This is a genomic window from Rahnella sp. R3(2024), assembly GCF_042920125.1.
Lineage (GTDB): Bacteria > Pseudomonadota > Gammaproteobacteria > Enterobacterales > Enterobacteriaceae > Rahnella > Rahnella rivi.
On record NZ_JBHGBU010000001.1, the window covers coordinates 1,507,135 to 1,525,362 of the forward strand.

General features: G+C 53.6%; 17 protein-coding genes and 1 riboswitch. Of the genes, 6 read left to right on the forward strand and 11 right to left on the reverse strand.

Annotation, left to right across the window (positions count from 1 at the left end):
- Positions 1–33: 33 nt before the first annotated feature.
- Positions 34–771 (reverse strand): 1-acylglycerol-3-phosphate O-acyltransferase, encoded by a 738-nt coding sequence (locus tag ABSH60_RS06740; protein ID WP_183850091.1) that lies wholly within the window; start codon positions 769–771, stop codon positions 34–36.
- Positions 772–987: 216 nt separating this feature from the next.
- Complete coding sequence (parC, locus tag ABSH60_RS06745; protein WP_056772944.1) at positions 988–3,261, reverse strand: DNA topoisomerase IV subunit A; 2,274 nt, start codon at positions 3,259–3,261, stop codon at positions 988–990.
- 323 nt (positions 3,262–3,584) lie between these two features.
- On the opposite strand from parC, the gene ABSH60_RS06750 reads away from it, so the two are divergent.
- Together ABSH60_RS06750 and ABSH60_RS06755 are read left to right on the forward strand one after the other, a co-directional pair.
- The gene (locus ABSH60_RS06750; RefSeq protein ID WP_056772948.1) at positions 3,585–4,172 is read left to right on the forward strand and encodes an NAD(P)H-dependent oxidoreductase; all 588 of its coding nucleotides are present in this window, start codon (positions 3,585–3,587) and stop codon (positions 4,170–4,172) included.
- Between the two features lie 31 nt (positions 4,173–4,203).
- Positions 4,204–4,509: a putative quinol monooxygenase gene (locus ABSH60_RS06755; RefSeq protein ID WP_056772951.1), complete on the forward strand. Its 306-nt coding sequence runs from the start codon at positions 4,204–4,206 to the stop codon at positions 4,507–4,509.
- An 81-nt stretch (positions 4,510–4,590) separates the two neighbouring features.
- Here ABSH60_RS06755 and parE read toward each other — a convergent pair whose 3' ends face one another.
- The 5 genes from parE to nudF form a co-directional block, all read right to left on the reverse strand.
- Entirely contained in the window at positions 4,591–6,486 is a 1,896-nt protein-coding gene (gene parE, locus ABSH60_RS06760) for a DNA topoisomerase IV subunit B (protein WP_056772954.1), read from the reverse strand.
- 115 nt (positions 6,487–6,601) lie between these two features.
- Positions 6,602–7,183 (reverse strand): esterase YqiA, encoded by a 582-nt coding sequence (yqiA, locus tag ABSH60_RS06765; protein ID WP_122096465.1) that lies wholly within the window; start codon positions 7,181–7,183, stop codon positions 6,602–6,604.
- Complete coding sequence (cpdA, locus tag ABSH60_RS06770; RefSeq protein ID WP_122096466.1) at positions 7,180–8,010, reverse strand: 3',5'-cyclic-AMP phosphodiesterase; 831 nt, start codon at positions 8,008–8,010, stop codon at positions 7,180–7,182. Before cpdA ends, yqiA begins: the two co-directional genes overlap by 4 nt.
- Positions 8,011–8,037: 27 nt before the next feature.
- A complete protein-coding gene (locus ABSH60_RS06775; protein WP_072158072.1) occupies positions 8,038–8,460 on the reverse strand; it encodes a DUF1249 family protein in 423 nt (140 codons plus the stop codon).
- Positions 8,460–9,095, reverse strand: coding sequence for an ADP-ribose diphosphatase (gene nudF / locus ABSH60_RS06780; protein ID WP_056772968.1), 636 nt, complete (start codon positions 9,093–9,095; stop codon positions 8,460–8,462). Before nudF ends, ABSH60_RS06775 begins: the two co-directional genes overlap by 1 nt.
- A 233-nt stretch (positions 9,096–9,328) precedes the next feature.
- On the opposite strand from nudF, the gene tolC reads away from it, so the two are divergent.
- The 3 genes from tolC (at position 9,329) to ABSH60_RS06795 (ending at position 12,853) form a co-directional block, all read left to right on the forward strand.
- Positions 9,329–10,822 carry an outer membrane channel protein TolC gene (gene tolC / locus ABSH60_RS06785; protein ID WP_056772971.1) on the forward strand — a complete coding sequence of 498 codons (1,494 nt, stop codon included), beginning with the start codon at positions 9,329–9,331 and terminating at the stop codon, positions 10,820–10,822.
- A gap of 194 nt (positions 10,823–11,016) precedes the next feature.
- Positions 11,017–11,685 carry a DUF1190 family protein gene (locus ABSH60_RS06790; RefSeq protein WP_136374724.1) on the forward strand — a complete coding sequence of 223 codons (669 nt, stop codon included), beginning with the start codon at positions 11,017–11,019 and terminating at the stop codon, positions 11,683–11,685.
- Positions 11,686–11,692: 7 nt separating this feature from the next.
- The gene (locus ABSH60_RS06795) at positions 11,693–12,853 is read left to right on the forward strand and encodes a glutathionylspermidine synthase family protein (protein ID WP_390973266.1); all 1,161 of its coding nucleotides are present in this window, start codon (positions 11,693–11,695) and stop codon (positions 12,851–12,853) included.
- Between the two features lie 52 nt (positions 12,854–12,905).
- Here ABSH60_RS06795 and ygiD read toward each other — a convergent pair whose 3' ends face one another.
- Both ygiD and ribB read right to left on the reverse strand, forming a co-directional pair.
- On the reverse strand, positions 12,906–13,694 hold the full coding sequence (ygiD, locus tag ABSH60_RS06800) for a 4,5-DOPA dioxygenase extradiol (RefSeq protein ID WP_136374729.1): 789 nt from the start codon (positions 13,692–13,694) through the stop codon (positions 12,906–12,908).
- A gap of 245 nt (positions 13,695–13,939) precedes the next feature.
- On the reverse strand, positions 13,940–14,593 hold the full coding sequence (gene ribB, locus ABSH60_RS06805; RefSeq protein WP_056772983.1) for a 3,4-dihydroxy-2-butanone-4-phosphate synthase: 654 nt from the start codon (positions 14,591–14,593) through the stop codon (positions 13,940–13,942).
- Between the two features lie 133 nt (positions 14,594–14,726).
- Positions 14,727–14,901, reverse strand: a riboswitch (FMN riboswitch).
- 132 nt (positions 14,902–15,033) lie between these two features.
- On the opposite strand from ribB, the gene ABSH60_RS06810 reads away from it, so the two are divergent.
- The gene (locus ABSH60_RS06810) at positions 15,034–15,306 is read left to right on the forward strand and encodes an accessory factor UbiK family protein (RefSeq protein ID WP_390973268.1); all 273 of its coding nucleotides are present in this window, start codon (positions 15,034–15,036) and stop codon (positions 15,304–15,306) included.
- 66 nt (positions 15,307–15,372) lie between these two features.
- On the opposite strand, the gene yjeH is transcribed toward ABSH60_RS06810, so the two are convergent.
- Positions 15,373–16,623, reverse strand: a complete 1,251-nt coding sequence (gene yjeH, locus ABSH60_RS06815) for an L-methionine/branched-chain amino acid transporter (RefSeq protein WP_390973270.1) — start codon at positions 16,621–16,623, stop codon at positions 15,373–15,375.
- 93 nt (positions 16,624–16,716) lie between these two features.
- Positions 16,717–18,144 carry a bifunctional D-glycero-beta-D-manno-heptose-7-phosphate kinase/D-glycero-beta-D-manno-heptose 1-phosphate adenylyltransferase HldE gene (hldE, locus tag ABSH60_RS06820; protein WP_056772995.1) on the reverse strand — a complete coding sequence of 476 codons (1,428 nt, stop codon included), beginning with the start codon at positions 18,142–18,144 and terminating at the stop codon, positions 16,717–16,719.
- Positions 18,145–18,228: the final 84 nt, after the last annotated feature.

An 18,228-nucleotide genomic window follows, 5' to 3' on the forward strand; every position in this document is an offset into this window, starting at 1 on the left:
ATCAATGGCAGCGGGTGTGGTAGGTAGTGAATTTTATTTCTTATCTGCGGCTTCGCGTTGCGCCACTTCGGCGTCCAGCTCGGCGATTTTATCCGCCATCAGCTTGTGGCAGTGCTCAGACAACTCGCGCAAACGGTCTTTCGTATAGCCGGTAGTATCGACAGGCGGCAGCATTTCAACAATGACGTGGCCGTTGTACCAGCGGTTGAGTTTGACCTTGCCATTGGTGTTCGACACACAAATCGGCACGATCGGCACACCGGCGGAAATCGCGGCATGGAAAGCACCGGTTTTGAACGGCATCAGGCCGCGTCCCCGGCTGCGTGTCCCTTCCGGGAACATCCAGATCGACAGATCTTTTTTCTTAATCTGATTCACAACCTGCGAAATCGTGCCGTGGGCTTTCGCGCGGTTATTACGGTCAATCAGCAGGTTGCCGGTAAGCCAGTACAGCTGACCAAAGAAAGGGATCCAGACCAGGCTTTTTTTGCCCACGGTCACGGTGCCCGGCATCACAACCGATGACGCGGTCACCATGTCGTAATTGTTTTGATGGTTGGCGATATAAATACATTTACCGTTATTTGGCGCTTGTGCGGGAATACGCTTTTCGACGGTCAGGCCGAAAACGGGGGCCAGATGGCCAAATAACTTACCAAACGTCGCCACATGCTTCGGATTACGCGGGCTGAACAGACAATAAATACAGCCAAAAATACTCACCAGGATCGAGTAAATCACCACGATTATCAGTCGTAAAATAAATAACATAACATCCTCTTAAAACTACAGCCGAAGCCGGTAAGAAACCTTTGCAGTTCAGATCCCGTGCGCTGAGCTATTCTCAAGCCTGATTCAACGCTATACAACGGTTTTGTTTATACAAATGTAAAATCTTTGCACTGCACAACAGTCTCAAACAATAGCTGAACTCTACAACGTAGACAGGGCACAAATGTGCCCTGTCAGTGCCATGAAGCCCGCGCGTTATTCTTCGCTGTCGCCACCTTTGCTGCGAACCGGCGCATCCACTTCGACGCGATCGATTCGTTGCAGGCCACGTGGCAGAAGGGTTCCCTTGCGCCCGCGTTCAGCGCGGAATTTCTGCAAATCTTCAGGACGCAGCACCAGTTTGCGTTTTCCGACGTGCAACGTGATCGACGTCTGCGGTGGCAACACCAGCAACCAGGCGAGTTTGTCTTCGCCGGAAGCGGCCTGCGCCGATGGGATTGAAACAATTTTGTTACCCTTGCCCTTCGACAACTGCGGCAAATCAGCCACCGGGAATAACAGCATGCGCCCCGCCGCCGTCACGGACAGCAGCATGTCGTCTGCGCCATTAAGCTCGATTGGCGCAAAGGCTTTGGCGTTGTCCGGCAGAGTAATCATCGCTTTACCGGCACGGTTACGCGCCACTAAATCGTTGAAGGTACAGACAAAACCGTAGCCCGCATCGGAGGCCATCAGCAGTTTCTGATCGTCTTGCGCCATCAGGACGTGTTCGATGGTGGCGCCCGGCGGCGGTGTCAGCTTACCGGTCAGCGGCTCACCCTGCCCTCGAGCGGAAGGCAGTGTCATTGGATCGAGTGCATAGCTGCGCCCGGTGGAGTCGATAAACACCACCGGCTGATTGGTCTTGCCTCTGGCGGCAGCGCGGAAGCTGTCACCGGCTTTGTAACTCAGCCCGGCGGCGTCAATGTCGTGGCCTTTGGCGCTGCGTACCCAACCCGATTCAGACAAGACGATAGTCACCGGCTCTGACGGCAGGATGTCGTGCTCGCTCATCGCCTTGGCTTCTTCGCGTTCCGTTATTGGCGAACGGCGTTCATCACCAAAGGATTCGGCATCAGCCTGAATTTCTTTGCGGATCAGCGTGCTGAGTTTGCGTTCAGAGCCCAGAAGCGCCTGCAGCTGATCGCGTTCTTTCGCCAGCTCGTCCTGCTCACCCCGAATTTTGGTTTCTTCGAGTTTTGCCAGGTGGCGTAATTTCAGCTCAAGGATGGCTTCAGCCTGCGTATCCGACAGTTCGAAACGTTGCATCAACACCGGTTTGGGTTCGTCTTCGGTACGGATGATGTGAATAACTTCATCAATATTCAGGAACGCCGTCAGTAAACCTTCAAGGATATGCAGGCGCTTAAGCACCTTATCCAGACGGAAATTCAGGCGGCGGCGCACGGTATCACGGCGGTAGGCCAGCCATTCGGTCAGAATTTCCACCAGTCCTTTCACTTGCGGACGATGATCCAGGCCGATCATATTCATGTTAATGCGGTAACTGCGTTCCAGATCGGTGGTGGCGAACAGGTGATTCATGACCTGATCGAGATCGATACGGTTGGAACGCGGCACCACCACCAGGCGGGTCGGGTTTTCGTGATCAGATTCGTCACGAAGATCTTCGACCATCGGCAGTTTTTTAGCCCGCATCTGGCTGGCGATTTGCTCCAGCACTTTCGCGCCAGACACCTGATGCGGCAACGCGGTGATCACCGCACTGCCGTCTTCTTTATGCCAGACCGCACGCATGCGCACCGAGCCTTTGCCCGATTCGTACATTTTGCGGATTTCGCTGCGCGGCGTAATGATTTCGGCTTCGGTCGGGAAATCCGGACCCTGCACAAATTCCAGCAGATCATCCAGCGAGCTGCCCGGTTTTTCCAGCAGCGCCACTGCCGCGGCCGCCACTTCCCGGATGTTGTGCGGCGGAATGTCCGTCGCCATCCCCACGGCAATGCCGGTGGTGCCGTTCAGCAAAATGTTCGGCAGACGCGCAGGCAGCATTTTCGGCTCCTGCATGGTGCCGTCAAAGTTCGGGACATAATCCACCGTACCCTGACCCAGCTCACGCAGCAGCACTTCTGCATATTTAGACAGACGTGATTCGGTATAACGCATCGCCGCGAAGGATTTCGGGTCATCCGGCGCACCCCAGTTACCCTGCCCGTCAACCAGCGGATAACGGTAGGAGAACGGCTGAGCCATCAGCACCATCGCTTCATAACAGGCGCTGTCGCCGTGCGGATGGTATTTACCCAGCACGTCACCCACCGTACGGGCGGATTTTTTAAATTTGGCGTTATTACTCAGGCCCAGCTCGGACATCGCGTAAATAATACGGCGTTGCACCGGCTTCAGGCCGTCACCGATAAACGGCAGCGCGCGGTCCATGATGACGTACATGGAATAGTTGAGATAGGCGTTCTCAGTAAACGTGTGCAGTGCTAAACGCTCTGTTCCGTCATGAGTCATTTCGCTCATTGATGTTTAATCCTCAGACCCGTGGCGTTATCGTTTTGGAAATTAAGGAAGCTTGCCGCGCGGGCACGCAAAGGCACCCGCCGCGAGGCAATGATGTCCGCGATAGTACATCATCTGCCGTATTGCTGTCACAGTTGCTGTGTTTATGCGTTGTTTTTAAGCAATTACCGGACAGGCATCGCGCTCATTTGTCAGCTAAATCGGTCAATTATTGCATCTGCGTCAATAGTCTTGTGCGCAATATCACATTTTTTCGCGATACAGGGTTGGGTACACTGTGTGGTAACAGCCTGAAGGCCAGAATTCAATTTAAGGAAAACTCCATGAGCAACATCCTGATCATCAATGCCGGTAAAACCTTTGCCCACTCAAAAGGCGCGCTGAACAACAGCCTGACCGACGTCGCCACCAGCTTTCTGCGCGATAAAGGCCATGACGTGCGCGTCACTGTGCTGGAAGAGGGTTACGACGTGCAAACCGAAATCGAAAGCTATCTGTGGGCCGACGCCATCATTTATCAGCAACCGGGCTGGTGGATGGGCATGCCGTGGACGCTGAAAAAATACATCGATGAAGTCTTCACCGAAGGCCACGGTAAACTGTACGCCAGCGATGGCCGTACCCGTTCTGATGCCGCGAAAAAATACGGTTCCGGCGGCCTGTTACAGGGCAAATGCTACATGCTTTCCGTCACCTGGAACGCACCGCTGGAAGCGTTCGAAGATAAAGAACAGTTCTTCCACGGCGTGGGCGTTGACGGCGTGTATCTGGCGCAGCATAAAGCCAACCAGTTCATCGGCCTGGATACCCTGCCGACGTTCATGTGTAACGATGTGATCAAGCAACCTGACGTCGAGGGTGATTTCGCCCGTTATCGTGCACACCTTGAAAATGTGTTCGGTCAGGCCTAAGGTAAAAAGTCATTCGTGTAATGAGGTAGTTATGATCACTGTTATCGCCGAAATCAAAGTAAAACCGGGCCGTCGCGAGTCGGTTATGGAAAAGATTACCGCGCTGTTGCCCAGCGTTCTCGAAGAGAAAGGCTGCCATCGCTATGAGCCTTACATTGATTTCAACGGCCAGATCCCATGGCGTAAAACCGTACCTGATTCCATTTTCATGCTGGAAGACTGGGAAAGCCTGGCGCATCTTGAAGCGCATCAGCAGGCAGCGCACATGGATAAACACCGCGAAAACATTAAAGCCGACGTGCTGGATGTAGTGATCCATATTATCGAAAAAGCGTAATCGTAAGATCTGCGCGGATCAGAAAACAAAAATGCCGGAGCTGCAAAGCGTCCGGCATTTTTTTTGGAACATGCTGAGGGATCAGACGTCCAGTTCGGCTGTATCGCCTTTTTCCTGCAACCAGTTACGGCGATCTTCCGACCGTTTTTTCGCCAGCAGCATATCCATCATGCGCAGCGTCTGGTCGATATCATTTTCGTCGATGGTCAGCTGAACCAGACGACGGGTATTCGGATCGAGCGTGGTTTCACGCAACTGCAACGGGTTCATCTCACCCAGCCCTTTAAAGCGCTGTACGTTCGGTTTGCCTTTTTTGCGTTTCAGCTGATCCAGCACACCCTCTTTTTCCTGCTCGTCCAGCGCATAGAACACTTCTTTGCCCAGATCGATACGATAAAGAGGCGGCATGGCGACATACACGTGACCGCCGCGAACCAGTGAACGGAAATGGCGGACAAACAGCGCGCAAAGCAGTGTGGCGATGTGTAAACCGTCGGAGTCCGCATCCGCAAGAATACAGACTTTGCCGTAGCGCAGTTGTGAGAGGTCTTCACTGTCGGGATCAATACCGATCGCCACGGAAATATCGTGCACTTCCTGAGACGCCAGCACTTCGTCAGAAGAGACTTCCCACGTATTTAAGATCTTACCTTTGAGCGGCATGATCGCCTGGTATTCGCGATCGCGCGCCTGTTTGGCAGAACCGCCTGCGGAATCCCCTTCCACCAGGAACAGTTCGGTCATGTTCAGGTCTTGCGACGTACAGTCTGCCAGTTTGCCCGGCAGCGCAGGGCCGCTGGTGAGTTTCTTACGCACCACTTTTTTCGCGGCACGCAAACGACGCTGCGCACTGGAAATACACAGTTCCGCCAGCTGTTCTGCTGCATGCACGTTCTGATTCAGCCACAGGCTGAAAGCATCTTTCACCACACCGGAAACGAATGCTGCGCACTGGCGCGAGGAGAGACGCTCTTTGGTCTGACCGGCGAATTGCGGATCCTGCATTTTTACCGACAGCACATAGGCACAGCGCTCCCAGATATCTTCCGCCGAGAGTTTGACGCCGCGCGGCAAAATATTGCGGAATTCGCAAAACTCACGCATTGCATCCAGCAGGCCCTGACGCAGTCCGTTAACATGCGTCCCGCCCTGCATCGTGGGGATCAGGTTAACGTAGCTTTCCGTCAGCAGCTCGCCGCCTTCAGGCAGCCACAGCAGCGCCCAGTCTACCGCTTCGATATCACCGGCAAAGGCTCCGACAAAGGCTTTTTCAGGCAACGTGATCAGGCCGTTTACCGCTTCCATCAGGTAGTCGGTCAGCCCGTCTTCGTAACACCAGCGTTGCTCGGTGTTATTCACCTTGTCTTTGAAAATGATTTCAACGCCAGGGCACAGTACGGCTTTGGCTTTCAGCAAATGGCTGAGGCGGCTGACCGAAAAACGCGGGCTGTCGAAGAAACTGACGTCTGGCCAGAAATGTACGCTGGTGCCGGTATTGCGTTTGCCGCAGGTACCGGTAACGTGCAAATCCTGCACTTTATCGCCATTTTCGAACGCCATCTCATACACTTCGCCGCCGCGTTTTACCGCCACTTCGACACGTTTAGATAAGGCGTTCACCACTGAGATCCCCACGCCATGCAGGCCGCCGGAGAACTGGTAGTTTTTGTTGGAGAATTTACCGCCTGCGTGCAGACGGCAGAAAATCAGTTCGACTGCCGGCACGCCCTCTTCGGCGTGGATATCCACCGGCATGCCGCGGCCATCATCGATGACTTCCAGCGACTGGTCTTCATGAAGGATCACTTCGATGCGTTTGGCGTGGCCGGCTAATGCCTCATCCACGCTGTTATCAATAACTTCCTGGCCGAGGTGGTTTGGCCGGGTGGTATCAGTGTACATGCCCGGACGGCGGCGCACCGGTTCGAGTCCGCTGAGGACCTCTATGGAATCCGCGTTATAAGTAGATTGGCTCATCGTTGATTATTCGTGGCTCATAGGTTTGTGGGCTAACGATACAGTATGTGGGCGGGAGGAAAGCACTGGCAGCGCGCAGACGCCAAAAATCCGGGGAAAACGTCACCCTGCGATATTAGTCTGCGGCCAGTTCGAGGAAATCGACAATCGGCGAAAAATAGCGTTCAAAGCCGACAAATGCATGATTTCCCTCGGGTTCGACCGTCTGGCGACAGGTGGTGTAATAGGCCACAGCCTGACGGTAATCGAGAACTTCATCGCCCGTTTGCTGTAATAACCAGAGTAAATCCGGTGACTCCAGCGGTTCGATCTGCATCACTTTCAGATCGTAAACGTGGCGTGACTCTAACACATATTGTTGGCCGGTGTAGGGGTTCTCATTTTGCCCAAGAAAGTCGATCAGCAGCTCATAAGGCTTCACCGCCGGGTTCACCACCACCGCGGGGACGGCAAAACACTGCGACAACCAGGTCGCGTAATAGCCGCCGAGGGAGGAGCCGACAATGCCCAGTTTTTTACCGGCATGTTGAATCACCAGTGTTTCCAGTTGTTCTGCCGCTTCGGACGGATACGGCGGAAGCTGGGGGATCACCATCTCGATGGCCGGATGATGTTCCGCCAGCCAGTTTTTCATTAACGTGGCTTTCGCGGAATTAGGCGAACTGTTAAACCCGTGCAGATACAAAAGGGTATTCATTCGTAGCCGTCCGATTCCGTATCGGGATGAAACTCTGTGGATTCGAGACGAAATACCTGCGTCTCAACGCGACCATCCGGATACAAATCCAGATAACGCCAGCCCGGTGCAACGGTATCAATCGTAAAATTGGTGCAGTGAGGTTTGAACTGTACGCAGGTTGATGGCGTGGCGTACAAGCGACGGCCATACCAGTCGAGATCCAGTTCCTGATGAATATGCCCGCACAGCAGCGTATTCACTTTCGGGTAGTTCACCAGCGTATTGGCCAGCATGTGCGCGTTGCGCAGGCTGTGCTGATCGAGCCAGGTACACCCGGAGGGCAACGGATGATGATGCAGCATCAGCAGGGTGTAGCGGTCAGGCCAGGCCTGCAGGCAGCGCTCCATCCACTCCAGCTGATATTCGCTCAGCTCGCCGTGAGGCACGCCAAATACCTGAGTATCAAGCAGAATGATTTGCCAGTGTTCGCCAACCAGCACGTGCTTCGACGGGATGATCCCGGCTTCGCGCAGGGTGTCAAACATCGCTGGCTGGAAATCATGATTTCCCGGAAGCCAGACACAAGGCGCAGGCAGTTCACTGATGCCACGGCAAAATTGCTGGTATGCCGCCACCGACTGATCCTGAGCCAAATCCCCCGTCGCGGCGATGATATCGACTTCACGCTGCTGCGCCTTTATAGCGTCCAGCACCGCGCGATAGCTGTTAAACGTATTCACGCCCAACAACGTTTCATCTTCACCGGCAAAAAGATGGGTATCTGTAATCTGTAGAACTCTGACTTTGGCCCCATTTACCAAAGGCAGTTTAAACAGGCTTTCCAAATCGTTTCCCTTGTTATTGAAGTCTGTCTAACAAACCGGAATTGCCATCGCTCCGTGCGCAAGGCAATAACGCAGCCAGTCCGCAAGAAACTGGTTAATTTGATGCTTTTCATCACGCTGATGCAACTTTTTATTAGGATAATCATAACGTGCTTTGAAGCGGAAAATCTGCTGACTTGCACACACTTCAGCCACCATCGCATCATGATAAAGCCGAACCGTCAGCGACGGCAGACTCCAGTAACTGACCGCAGGTGCCGTTTGTTTTATCTCCACCAGAGACGTATAGCGTGTCGATTCGAGGATCGTCAGACGATACTTGGCGCTACTTACCTGATATGTCACTGTTTCGCCGGGCTCATCGGTGCGCGGCATTAAACGTCGCAATTGTGCGAAATTGGTTTCACACAATCTCATCATTTCAGGGAAATCAGGGGTATAGCGCTTAATCATTCGTTGGCCCACTCTTTTCTCAGGGATTCATAGTGCAGTTGCAGCCATTGCAGAGCAATCACTGATGCCGCATTGTCTATCGCTCCTTCTTCCACCCAGCGGTAAGCCTGCTCGCGGCTGACGACGTGTACCCGGATGTCTTCATTCTCTGCTTCCAGACCGTGAATTCCTTCTGCCGTTGTGGCGTCGACTTCACCGACCATAATGGAAAGACGTTCGCTGGTCCCGCCGGGGCTGGCTAAATAATTCAGCACCGGTTTGCAACGCTTCACCACAATGTTCGCTTCTTCCAGCGCTTCACGGCGGGCGACTTCTTCTACCGTTTCGCCCTCTTCAATGATACCGGCGACCATCTCCAGAAGCCATGGTGTATCACTGGAATCAATACATGGTATGCGGATCTGCTCGATCAACACCACCTCATCGCGTGACGGATCATAAGGTAATAACACCGCGGCATGCCCGCGTTCAAAAACCTCACGCACAACCTCGCCACTCATTTCGCCATTAAACAAACGATGGCGAAACCGATATGCAATAATAGAAAAAAAACCTTTATATCGTGGCTCACGTGCAATAATTTCTACATCATCTTTGCCGAAACTTACCGGTGAACCTTTAAATGAAGACATGGAGCGTTCTCCTTTAATGCCTCATAAAGGTAATTTATCGCCTTTTGAGGTCAATTTGATGAAAATGCGTTAATAATAATCAAGGTTGTTTGTGATAGATTTAGGCTCATTCCGCGGGTAAGGCACGTTAAGCCAACCTACCCGCTAGCCTGTCTCTGCTAGAATCCGCGTCTATTCGATTATTTGACTGCGTCACCATACATAACAACATTGCTGCACAACAAGGAATGCAAATGAAGAAACTGCTCCCCCTTCTCATCGGACTCAGCCTGGGCGGCTTTAGTACGATAAGCCAGGCCGAAAACCTGATGCAGGTCTATCAGCAGGCCAGGACGAGTAACCCCGACCTGCGTAAATCAGCTGCTGACCGGGATGCCGCATTCGAAAAAATTAACGAAAGCCGCAGTCCTTTATTACCGCAACTCGGTTTGGGTGCGGATTATGGTTATACCAATGGTTACCGCGATGCGAATGGCGTAAACAGCAATGTTGGCAGCGCCAGCCTGCAATTAACGCAGACCCTTTTTGATATGTCAAAATGGCGCGCCCTGACGTTGCAGGAAAAAACTGCCGGTATTCAGGATGTGTCTTATCAGACGGATCAACAATCTTTGATCCTTAATTCTGCGACGGCCTATTTTAATGTATTGAGTGCGATCGATTCACTCTCTTATACCGAAGCGCAGAAACAGGCTATTTACCGTCAGTTAGATCAAACCACTCAGCGTTTTAACGTGGGTCTGGTTGCCATCACTGACGTGCAGAACGCCCGTTCACAATACGACACCGTGCTGGCGAATGAAGTTACCGCACGCAACAACCTGGATAATGCGCTGGAATCCCTGCGTCAGGTGACCGGGACTTATTACCCGCAGCTGTCTTCTCTCAACGTTGACAATTTCAACACCACGCGCCCGCAACCGGTCGCCACGCTGTTGAAAGAAGCCGAAAGCCGTAACCTGAGCTTGCTGTCAGCACGTCTGTCACAAGATCTGGCTCGCGAGCAAATCCGTTATGCTGAAACCGGTCATATGCCAACGGTGGATCTGACCGCCTCTACCGGCATCAGCAACACCAAATACAACGGCGACAAAACCGGTGGCGCTTCAAGCTATCAGGATGCCGACGCTGGCCAGAATAAAATTGGCCTGAGCTTCTCTCTGCCACTGTACAGCGGCGGTTCTGTCACATCTCAGGTGAAACAGGCTCAGTACAACTTCGTGGGTGCAAGCGAACAGCTTGAAAGCGCACACCGTAGCGTGGTTCAAACCGTTCGTTCCTCCTTCAACAACATCTCTGCCTCTATCAGCAGCATCAACGCTTATAAACAAGCCGTTGTTTCTGCTCAGAGTTCTTTAGATGCAATGGAAGCCGGTTACCAGGTCGGTACCCGAACTATCGTTGATGTGCTCGATGCCACCACCACGCTGTACAACGCCAAGCAACAGCTTTCCAGCGCGCGTTATACCTATCTGATTAACCAGCTGAACATCAAGTCAGCGCTGGGTACACTGAACGAAAGTGACCTGCTGGCACTTAATGGTGCGCTGGGTAAACCGGTACCTACGGCGCCGGATCAGGTTGCGCCTGAAACGCCAAATCAGGATGCGGCGGCTGACGGCTATAACAGTGACGGCACGCAGGCAACTGCACCGCGCACTGAAAGAGCCAGCGCGACCACCACAGCGCCAGTTGCGCAGAAAAGCAGAAATCCTTTCCAAAACTGAGTCTGAAAGACACCGTTTTGTAGAGCGAAATCCCCTGAGGCAGCCTGAAAAGGCTGCTTTTTTTTGTCTCTGTCACGTCCCTCTGTAAAGTCTGGTAACAATTGGCTTTCGCTGCTTTAACAATAACCCGCTTTCCCCTATCCTTAAACCCTACTGGGAAAGGGCGAAAAAGCCCTGTGAATGGGATAAGAACGATGAAACGGACACAACACGTCAACCTGGCAACCTTCCGAAAATCCTGGCGCAGCTCTCGAATGACGCCTGTCGCACTGGCTGTCAGCGCCGTATTTATGCTGTCTGGCTGTGAAAAAACCGACGAAACGGTTTCTTTGTATCAGAACGCGGATGACTGCTCTAAAGCGAATCCGTCCGGCAGCGCGCAGTGTGTCGCAGCTTATGATGCCGCGAAAAAAGACGCCGAAAAAACCGCCCCGAAATACGCCAGCCGCGAAGACTGTATCGCCGAATTCGGCGAAGGTCAGTGCACACAAACGCCGGCACAGGCCGGTGTGGCTTCCGCCGAAGGCCAGAGCAGTGGCAGCATGTGGATGCCACTGATGGCAGGCTACATGATGGGCCGCATGATGAGTGGCGGAGCGTATGCACAGCAGCCACTCTTCAGTTCTAAAAATCCGGCAAGCCCGGCGAACGGTAAATTCGTTGATGCGACCGGTAAAAATTACGGTCCTGCAACGGCTGGCGGCCGAACCATGAACGTGCCTAAAACCGCGATGGCGCCGAAACCAGCCGTGACTAAAACCATCACCCGTGGCGGTTTTGGTGAAAGCGTAGCAAAACAGACATCGATGCAACGTAGCTCAACCGCCGCTCCGCGCAGCGCTGGCCGCAGCATGGGTGGCTAAGGCACAGATGAAACGTTTACCTGTGACCGAGCGCCCGGACTGGCGCGAAAAAGCCACCGAGTTTGGCTTCAATTTTCACACCATGTATGGCGAACCTTACTGGTGTGAAGATGCCTATTATCAGTTCACGCTGGCGCAAATCGAAGAGATTGAAGATGCCACCGCTGACATTCATCAGATGTGTTTGAAAGTGGTCGAACGCGTGGTGGGCGACGATGCGCTGATGGCGAAGTTTCAGATCCCAAAACACGTCTGGGAATTTGTTCGCCATTCCTGGCGGACGAATCAGCCTTCGCTGTATTCGCGTCTGGATCTGGCCTATGACGGCATCAATCCGCCTAAGCTCCTGGAAAATAACGCCGATACGCCAACGTCCTTGTACGAGGCAGCGTTCTTTCAGTGGCTTTGGCTTGAAGATCAGATCGCGGCGGGCAATTTGCCGCAGGACGCGGATCAGTACAACAGTCTGCAGGATAAACTGATCGCACGGTTTGCCGAGCTGAAAAATCAGCATGGTTTCTCACTCTTACACATCGCCTGCTGTCAGGACACGGAAGAAGATCGCGGCACGGTGCAATATCTGCAGGATTGTGCGCTGGAAGCGGAACTGGCGAGCGAGTTTCTGTATATCGAAGAGATCGGTCTGGGCGAGCGCGGGCAATTTACCGATCCGCAGGATCAGGTGATTTCCAATCTGTTTAAGCTTTATCCGTGGGAATTTATGTTCCGCGAGATCTTCGCTACCAAGCTGGAAGATGCCGGTGTACGCTGGCTGGAACCCGCCTGGAAAGCCATTCTTTCCAACAAAGCATTACTGCCGTTGCTGTGGGAAATGTTCCCGGATCACCCGAATCTGTTACCGGCGTATTTTGCCGAAGACCCGCATCCTGAACTGGATCACTACGTGGTGAAACCGCTGTTTTCACGCGAAGGGGCTAATATCAAGGTCATCGAGAAAGGTCAGGAAGTGGCCCGTGTCGAGGGGCCGTATGGCGCGGAAGGGATGATTGTGCAGCAGTTCCACCCGCTGCCGGTGTTTGAAGGCAGTTACACATTGATCGGCAGCTGGCTGGTCAACGATCAGCCTTGTGGGATCGGCATCCGTGAAGATAAAGCGCTGATCACACAGGATCTGTCACGTTTCTATCCGCATACCATCGTCGGATAAAAAAACTAAAAAGGGATAATGTGATCTTTCATTATCCCTTTTATTCACCGAATTAACCTGCCTGAACGGACAACATCGACAACGATCCCATGACGATCCCGTCGGTTGGCTGCGTGATCGGCTCCTCACCGTTCCATGCCCCTAAAATATATAACAATGGCAAATAGTGATCCGGTGACGGATTCGATAACGCTCCCCCTTCATGATCCATAAAGTTCACCAGAGGATGATCCTTCGCCTCACCCTTCCAGCTCAGATTATCTTTCACAAAGTTCTCGAAAGAAGTCGCCCACGGATAAGGCTCGCCCTTTCCGTCCCATTTCACCATGCGCAGATTATGGACCACGTTCCCGCTGGCGACGATCATCACCCCTTCGTCACGCAGAACCGCAAGTTTTTTACCCAGCTCATAGTGATATTCCGGCGGTTGGGTTCCGTCGATACTCAACTGGATCACCGGAATATCTGCCTGCGGATACATCTTGATCAACACACCCCAGGTTCCGTGGTCGAAGCCCCATTCACTGGTATCAGACAGAACATTTATCGGGCTGAGCAATTCCTGGACACGTTTTGCCAGTGCCGGGGAGCCAGGTGCTGGATAACGTTTGTCGAACAGCGCCTGCGGAAAACCACCGAAATCGTGAATAGTGCGCGGGTTTTCCATTGCCGTCACGGCGGTCCCGCGGGTAAACCAGTGTGCAGATACCGCCAGAATCGCCTTTGGTTTCGGCAGTGATTCGCCCAGCGCATGCCAGGCACGGGTATACGTATTATCTTCCAGCACGTTCATCGGGCTGCCGTGACCTAAGAAAAGTGCGGGCATACGTTGAGTCGTCATCATGAATTCCTTACCGCAAATGAAAGAGAGCGGGCGGTGAACCACCTTCCGCGTAATGCCAATACGGTACTCTTTTTGACTGGCGGTGACAGCCGGATAACGGTGAAGGAGATGTTCAATAAATTTGAAGGGAAAAACCAAAGGTGATGCGCAGACATGACGTTAAAAAAGGCGGTAAAGACAAAATTCGGGAATAAAAAGCAAAAAGGCCGCATAAGCGGCCTTCGAACGGGAATAACGCTCTGTCAGCTTGCCTGACGGGTCTGCGCCTGACGATACTCCACCAGGTCCGCGATCGTAACAACGGGCATATTATGTTGTTTCGCAAAGACAATGGCTTCAGGCGCATGCGCCATGCTGCCGTCATCGTTGGTCAGCTCACACAGCACGCCGAAAGGTTTAAGCCCGGCCAGTGTCACCAGATCGATAGACGCTTCGGTATGGCCGCCACGGGTCAGCACACCGCCAGCCTGCGCGCGCAGCGGGAAGATATGCCCCGGGCGGCTCAGGTCGGAAGGTTTCGCGCCATCTTTGATGGCGGTGCGAATGGTGGTGATGCGGTCAGCGGCAGAAACACCGGTCGTCACGCCTTCAGCTGCTTCAATGGTCACGGTAAAAGGTGTCTGGAACTGGCTGGAGTTGTTCTCCACCATCATCGGCAGATCGAGCTTTTTACGGCTGTCTTCGTTCATGGTGAGGCACACAATCCCGCTGCCGTGACGAATGGTCAACGCCATTTGCGCAACGGTCATGTTTTCAGCGGCAAAGATTAAATCGCCTTCGTTTTCACGATCTTCGTCATCCAGTACCATCACACCAACGCCGTTACGAATAGCGTCAATAGCACGCTCAACGCGTTCAGCGGGTGTACCGAATTCGGAAAGTAGGGTCTGATTCATGGTAAAAATAACCTCATGTTCTGTATGTGGATTACCAGAATCAGGGCGTCTTGAGGAGGCTAGCTGCAGCGGCCTGATGGCGTGCTACAGTTATAAAAAATAACGCAGCGGACAAAGCTTGTCCGGCTTGAATCGTTACTCTCTCCCATCCGGACTTTAACCGTCGGCCCCGGAATTACACCGGATCTGCTGACCTCTAACCCCGAAGGATTGAGCGCTCGCGGGCTTCCACGTGGAAGGATTTATGGCCTTCCGGTACGCTGTGGTTTACCGCCGGTGGGGACTTTCACCCCGCCCTGAGAATAAGCAAACCAACTATAACGCCAATAAATGACCAGAGCAATCCTGCGGTTTGGCCAATTAGTGCCCCGAAAGGTTTATAGAAACGTCATCAGCGATTACACTAGTCAAAAGCATCTCCTTCGAGAAAAGGAAATAATATGATTGACCCGAAAAAAATTGAACAAATCGCCCGCCAGGTTCACGAATCCCTGCCAAAAGGGTTCCGTGAGTTTGGTGAGGATGCCGAAAAGAAAATCCGCCAGGTATTGCAGGCACAGTTCAGCCGCATGGATTTAGTCAATCGCGAAGAGTTTGACGTACAGACGCAGGTTCTGCTGCGCACCCGCGAAAAACTGGCTGTGCTGGAGCAACGTCTGGCCGCGCTGGAAGCGAAACTGGCGGACGCAGAAAAACCACAAGATCCGGTCTGATTTTCAGTAAGCCAGAAATGACCGAGGCCTGCACAGCAGGCCTTTTGCTTTTATCGCACTCAGAAATTATCGGGTGTGAAGCACGGTTTTCGCGCGGGGCAGCAGCAGCCACAGCGCGGCAAATATGATCAACGCATACGAGGCTTTCCAGCCCACCATCGCCAGCAATCCGCAACACAGCACCGCGCCAAGCCGCGCCATCCAGATCGAACGCCCTTTCAGGATCCGCGAGCCCGCCAGCATGCACAATAAATAGATCAGGATGAAGATCCCGTTGGCATAAGTGATCAGCGCATCGAGCGGCAAATGGAGCCAGTAAATCAGCAAGGTAAACAGCACGCAGCAGCCGACCACCAGATTGAGTGCCGCCACCGGCACGCGCTGAGCCGAAAGTTGTGCCAGCTTGCTCTGCGGTTTCAGTTGCGCCTGTGACCACACCAGCCGGGCGAAGCTTTGAGTATAAATATTGACGCTGGCAAAGCACGCCAGATAGCCAATAATACAGGCCACCCACAACGCTTTCTGCCCGAACAATTGCACCACGATGCCCGGTAATGACGCGCCCGCTTCCCGCCCCTCACCCCAGGCGTGGAATTTCAGCACCGCCACGGTACACCCCCAGTAGACCGCACCGGCGACCAGCATACCGATGAGTAACGCGCGCGGAAAATCGCGTTCCGGATGACGAAACTCCGTCGCCAGATGGGCAAAAGCTTCCAGGCCGACGAAGCACCAGAACATCACGGCCAGCGCGTCAAACAGGTTCGATGGCGAGATATCGTGAATGGCGGGCAGCGGAATTTGCGGCAATGAAATATCACCTTTCCACCAGATCGCAACAACCAGCGCGATCACCAGCGCTGCAATCAGCGTCTGAATATTGGCGCTGGAACCGGCGCTGCGCGTGCCGAGGAACCAGATGACCAGCAGTGTGCCAAGCTGGACAAGCAGCAGATTTTCACTGCTCCAGCCAAATGCTGCCTGCCAGAAGCCAGCGGCGATGTGCAGCGCGGCAGGCAAACCGACCGGGATCACTGACAAAAAGAGCCAGCCGGTGACCCTCGCCATGTGCGGTCCAAAGGCTTTGCCAACGAAATGTGCCGCACCGCCTGCGCTGGGGAAGTGTCGTCCGAGCGCGGCAAAACCAATGGCAATGGGAAACACCAGCAGGATCAGCACCGGCCATGCCCACAGGCTGTCGTTTTGCGCCAGCTGTGCCGCCAGCGCGGGCACGGCGAAAACACCGGTACCGAGTAACGAGGTGGAAAGCAACCCGACGCCCTGCGCCAGACTTAATTCCTGTTTTAATCCGCTCACAACTGAGTCATTTCCTTTTTGGCGTCTGTAATTCAAAAGCTAAAAAAAAGGGCTTATCAGATAAGCCCTTCGGTCAGCGTGTCGAAGACAGGATCACTCCTGTGATTTGATCTGATTAATGATTTTGGTGGTCGATAATCCGTCTTCAAAATTCAGCACGCGGACTTCGCCGCCGTTAGCCCAGACTTCTTCACTGCCGGCAATCTGCTCCGGTTTATAATCGCCGCCTTTGACCAGCAGATCCGGCAAGATCCCGGCGATCAAACGCTGTGGGGTGTCTTCTTCAAACGCCACAACCCAGTCCACTGCGCCCAGCGCACCCAGCACGATCATGCGGTTTTGCAGCGCATTCACCGGACGGGTTTCCCCTTTCAGACGTTTGGTGGACGCATCGCTGTTCACCGCGACGATCAGACGATCGCCCAGCTTGCGCGCGTTCGCCAGATAGGAAACGTGGCCGGCATGCAGGATGTCAAAAATGCCGTTGGTCATCACCACTTTCTCGCCGCGCTGACGCGCCATGGCCACAGCGGCTTTCAGTTGCTCTTCAGTCATCACGCCGAAACCGACGTCAGAACGGCCACCGATAGCATTTTCCAGTTCGACCGGAGATACAGTTGATGTACCGAGTTTACCCACCACCACGCCCGCCGCGGCGTTAGCCAGGAAACAGGATTCTTCCAGCGTATTGCCTGCCGCCAGCGCCGCAGCCAGCGTACCAATGACGGTGTCACCGGCGCCGGTCACGTCATACACTTCCTGCGCCTGCGTAGGCATATGGAAAGGTGCTTTGCCCGGCTGCAACAACGTCATACCGTGCTCAGACCGCGTGACCAGTAATGCGGAAAGCTCGAAACTGGCGATAAGTTGCATACCGCGCGTGACGATTTCTTCTTCGTTTTTGCAGCGACCGACGACCGCTTCAAATTCAGACAGGTTTGGCGTCAGCAGCGTGGCACCGCGATAACGCTCAAAATCAGATCCTTTAGGATCGACCAGTACCGGCACACCGGCTTTTCGCGCCAGCTGAATCATCTTCTGCACTTCTGTCAGTGCGCCTTTGGCATAATCTGACAGCACCAGCGCGCCGCTTTCCGGCAAGGCCTGTTCGATTTTAGTCAGCATCGGTTGCAGATCGACGCCTTCAAAACCTTCTTCAAAGTCGAGGCGGATCAGTTGCTGGTTGCGCGACAAAATACGCAGTTTGGTAATGGTCGGGTGCGTCGGTAAGGCGACAAAATCGCAGTGAACCTTCACTTCTGCCAGACGCTCGCCCAGGGCGCGCGCCGCATCGTCCACACCGGTCAGGCCGATCAGACGCGAAGAGGCACCCAGGGATGAGATGTTCATCGCCACGTTAGCCGCGCCGCCGGGACGTTCTTCGATGGTATTCACCTTCACGACCGGTACCGGCGCTTCCGGTGAGATTCGGTTGGTCGGGCCATACCAGTAGCGGTCTAACATTACATCACCGACCACCAGCACACCGGCACGGTGAAAATCAGGCAAAGTCACTTTCATCCCAAGACTCCAAAACAGGTAAAACCAAACAGAGAAAAATAGTGCGCCGGATAATATCACAAGCACCTATTCCCCCACTAAAAA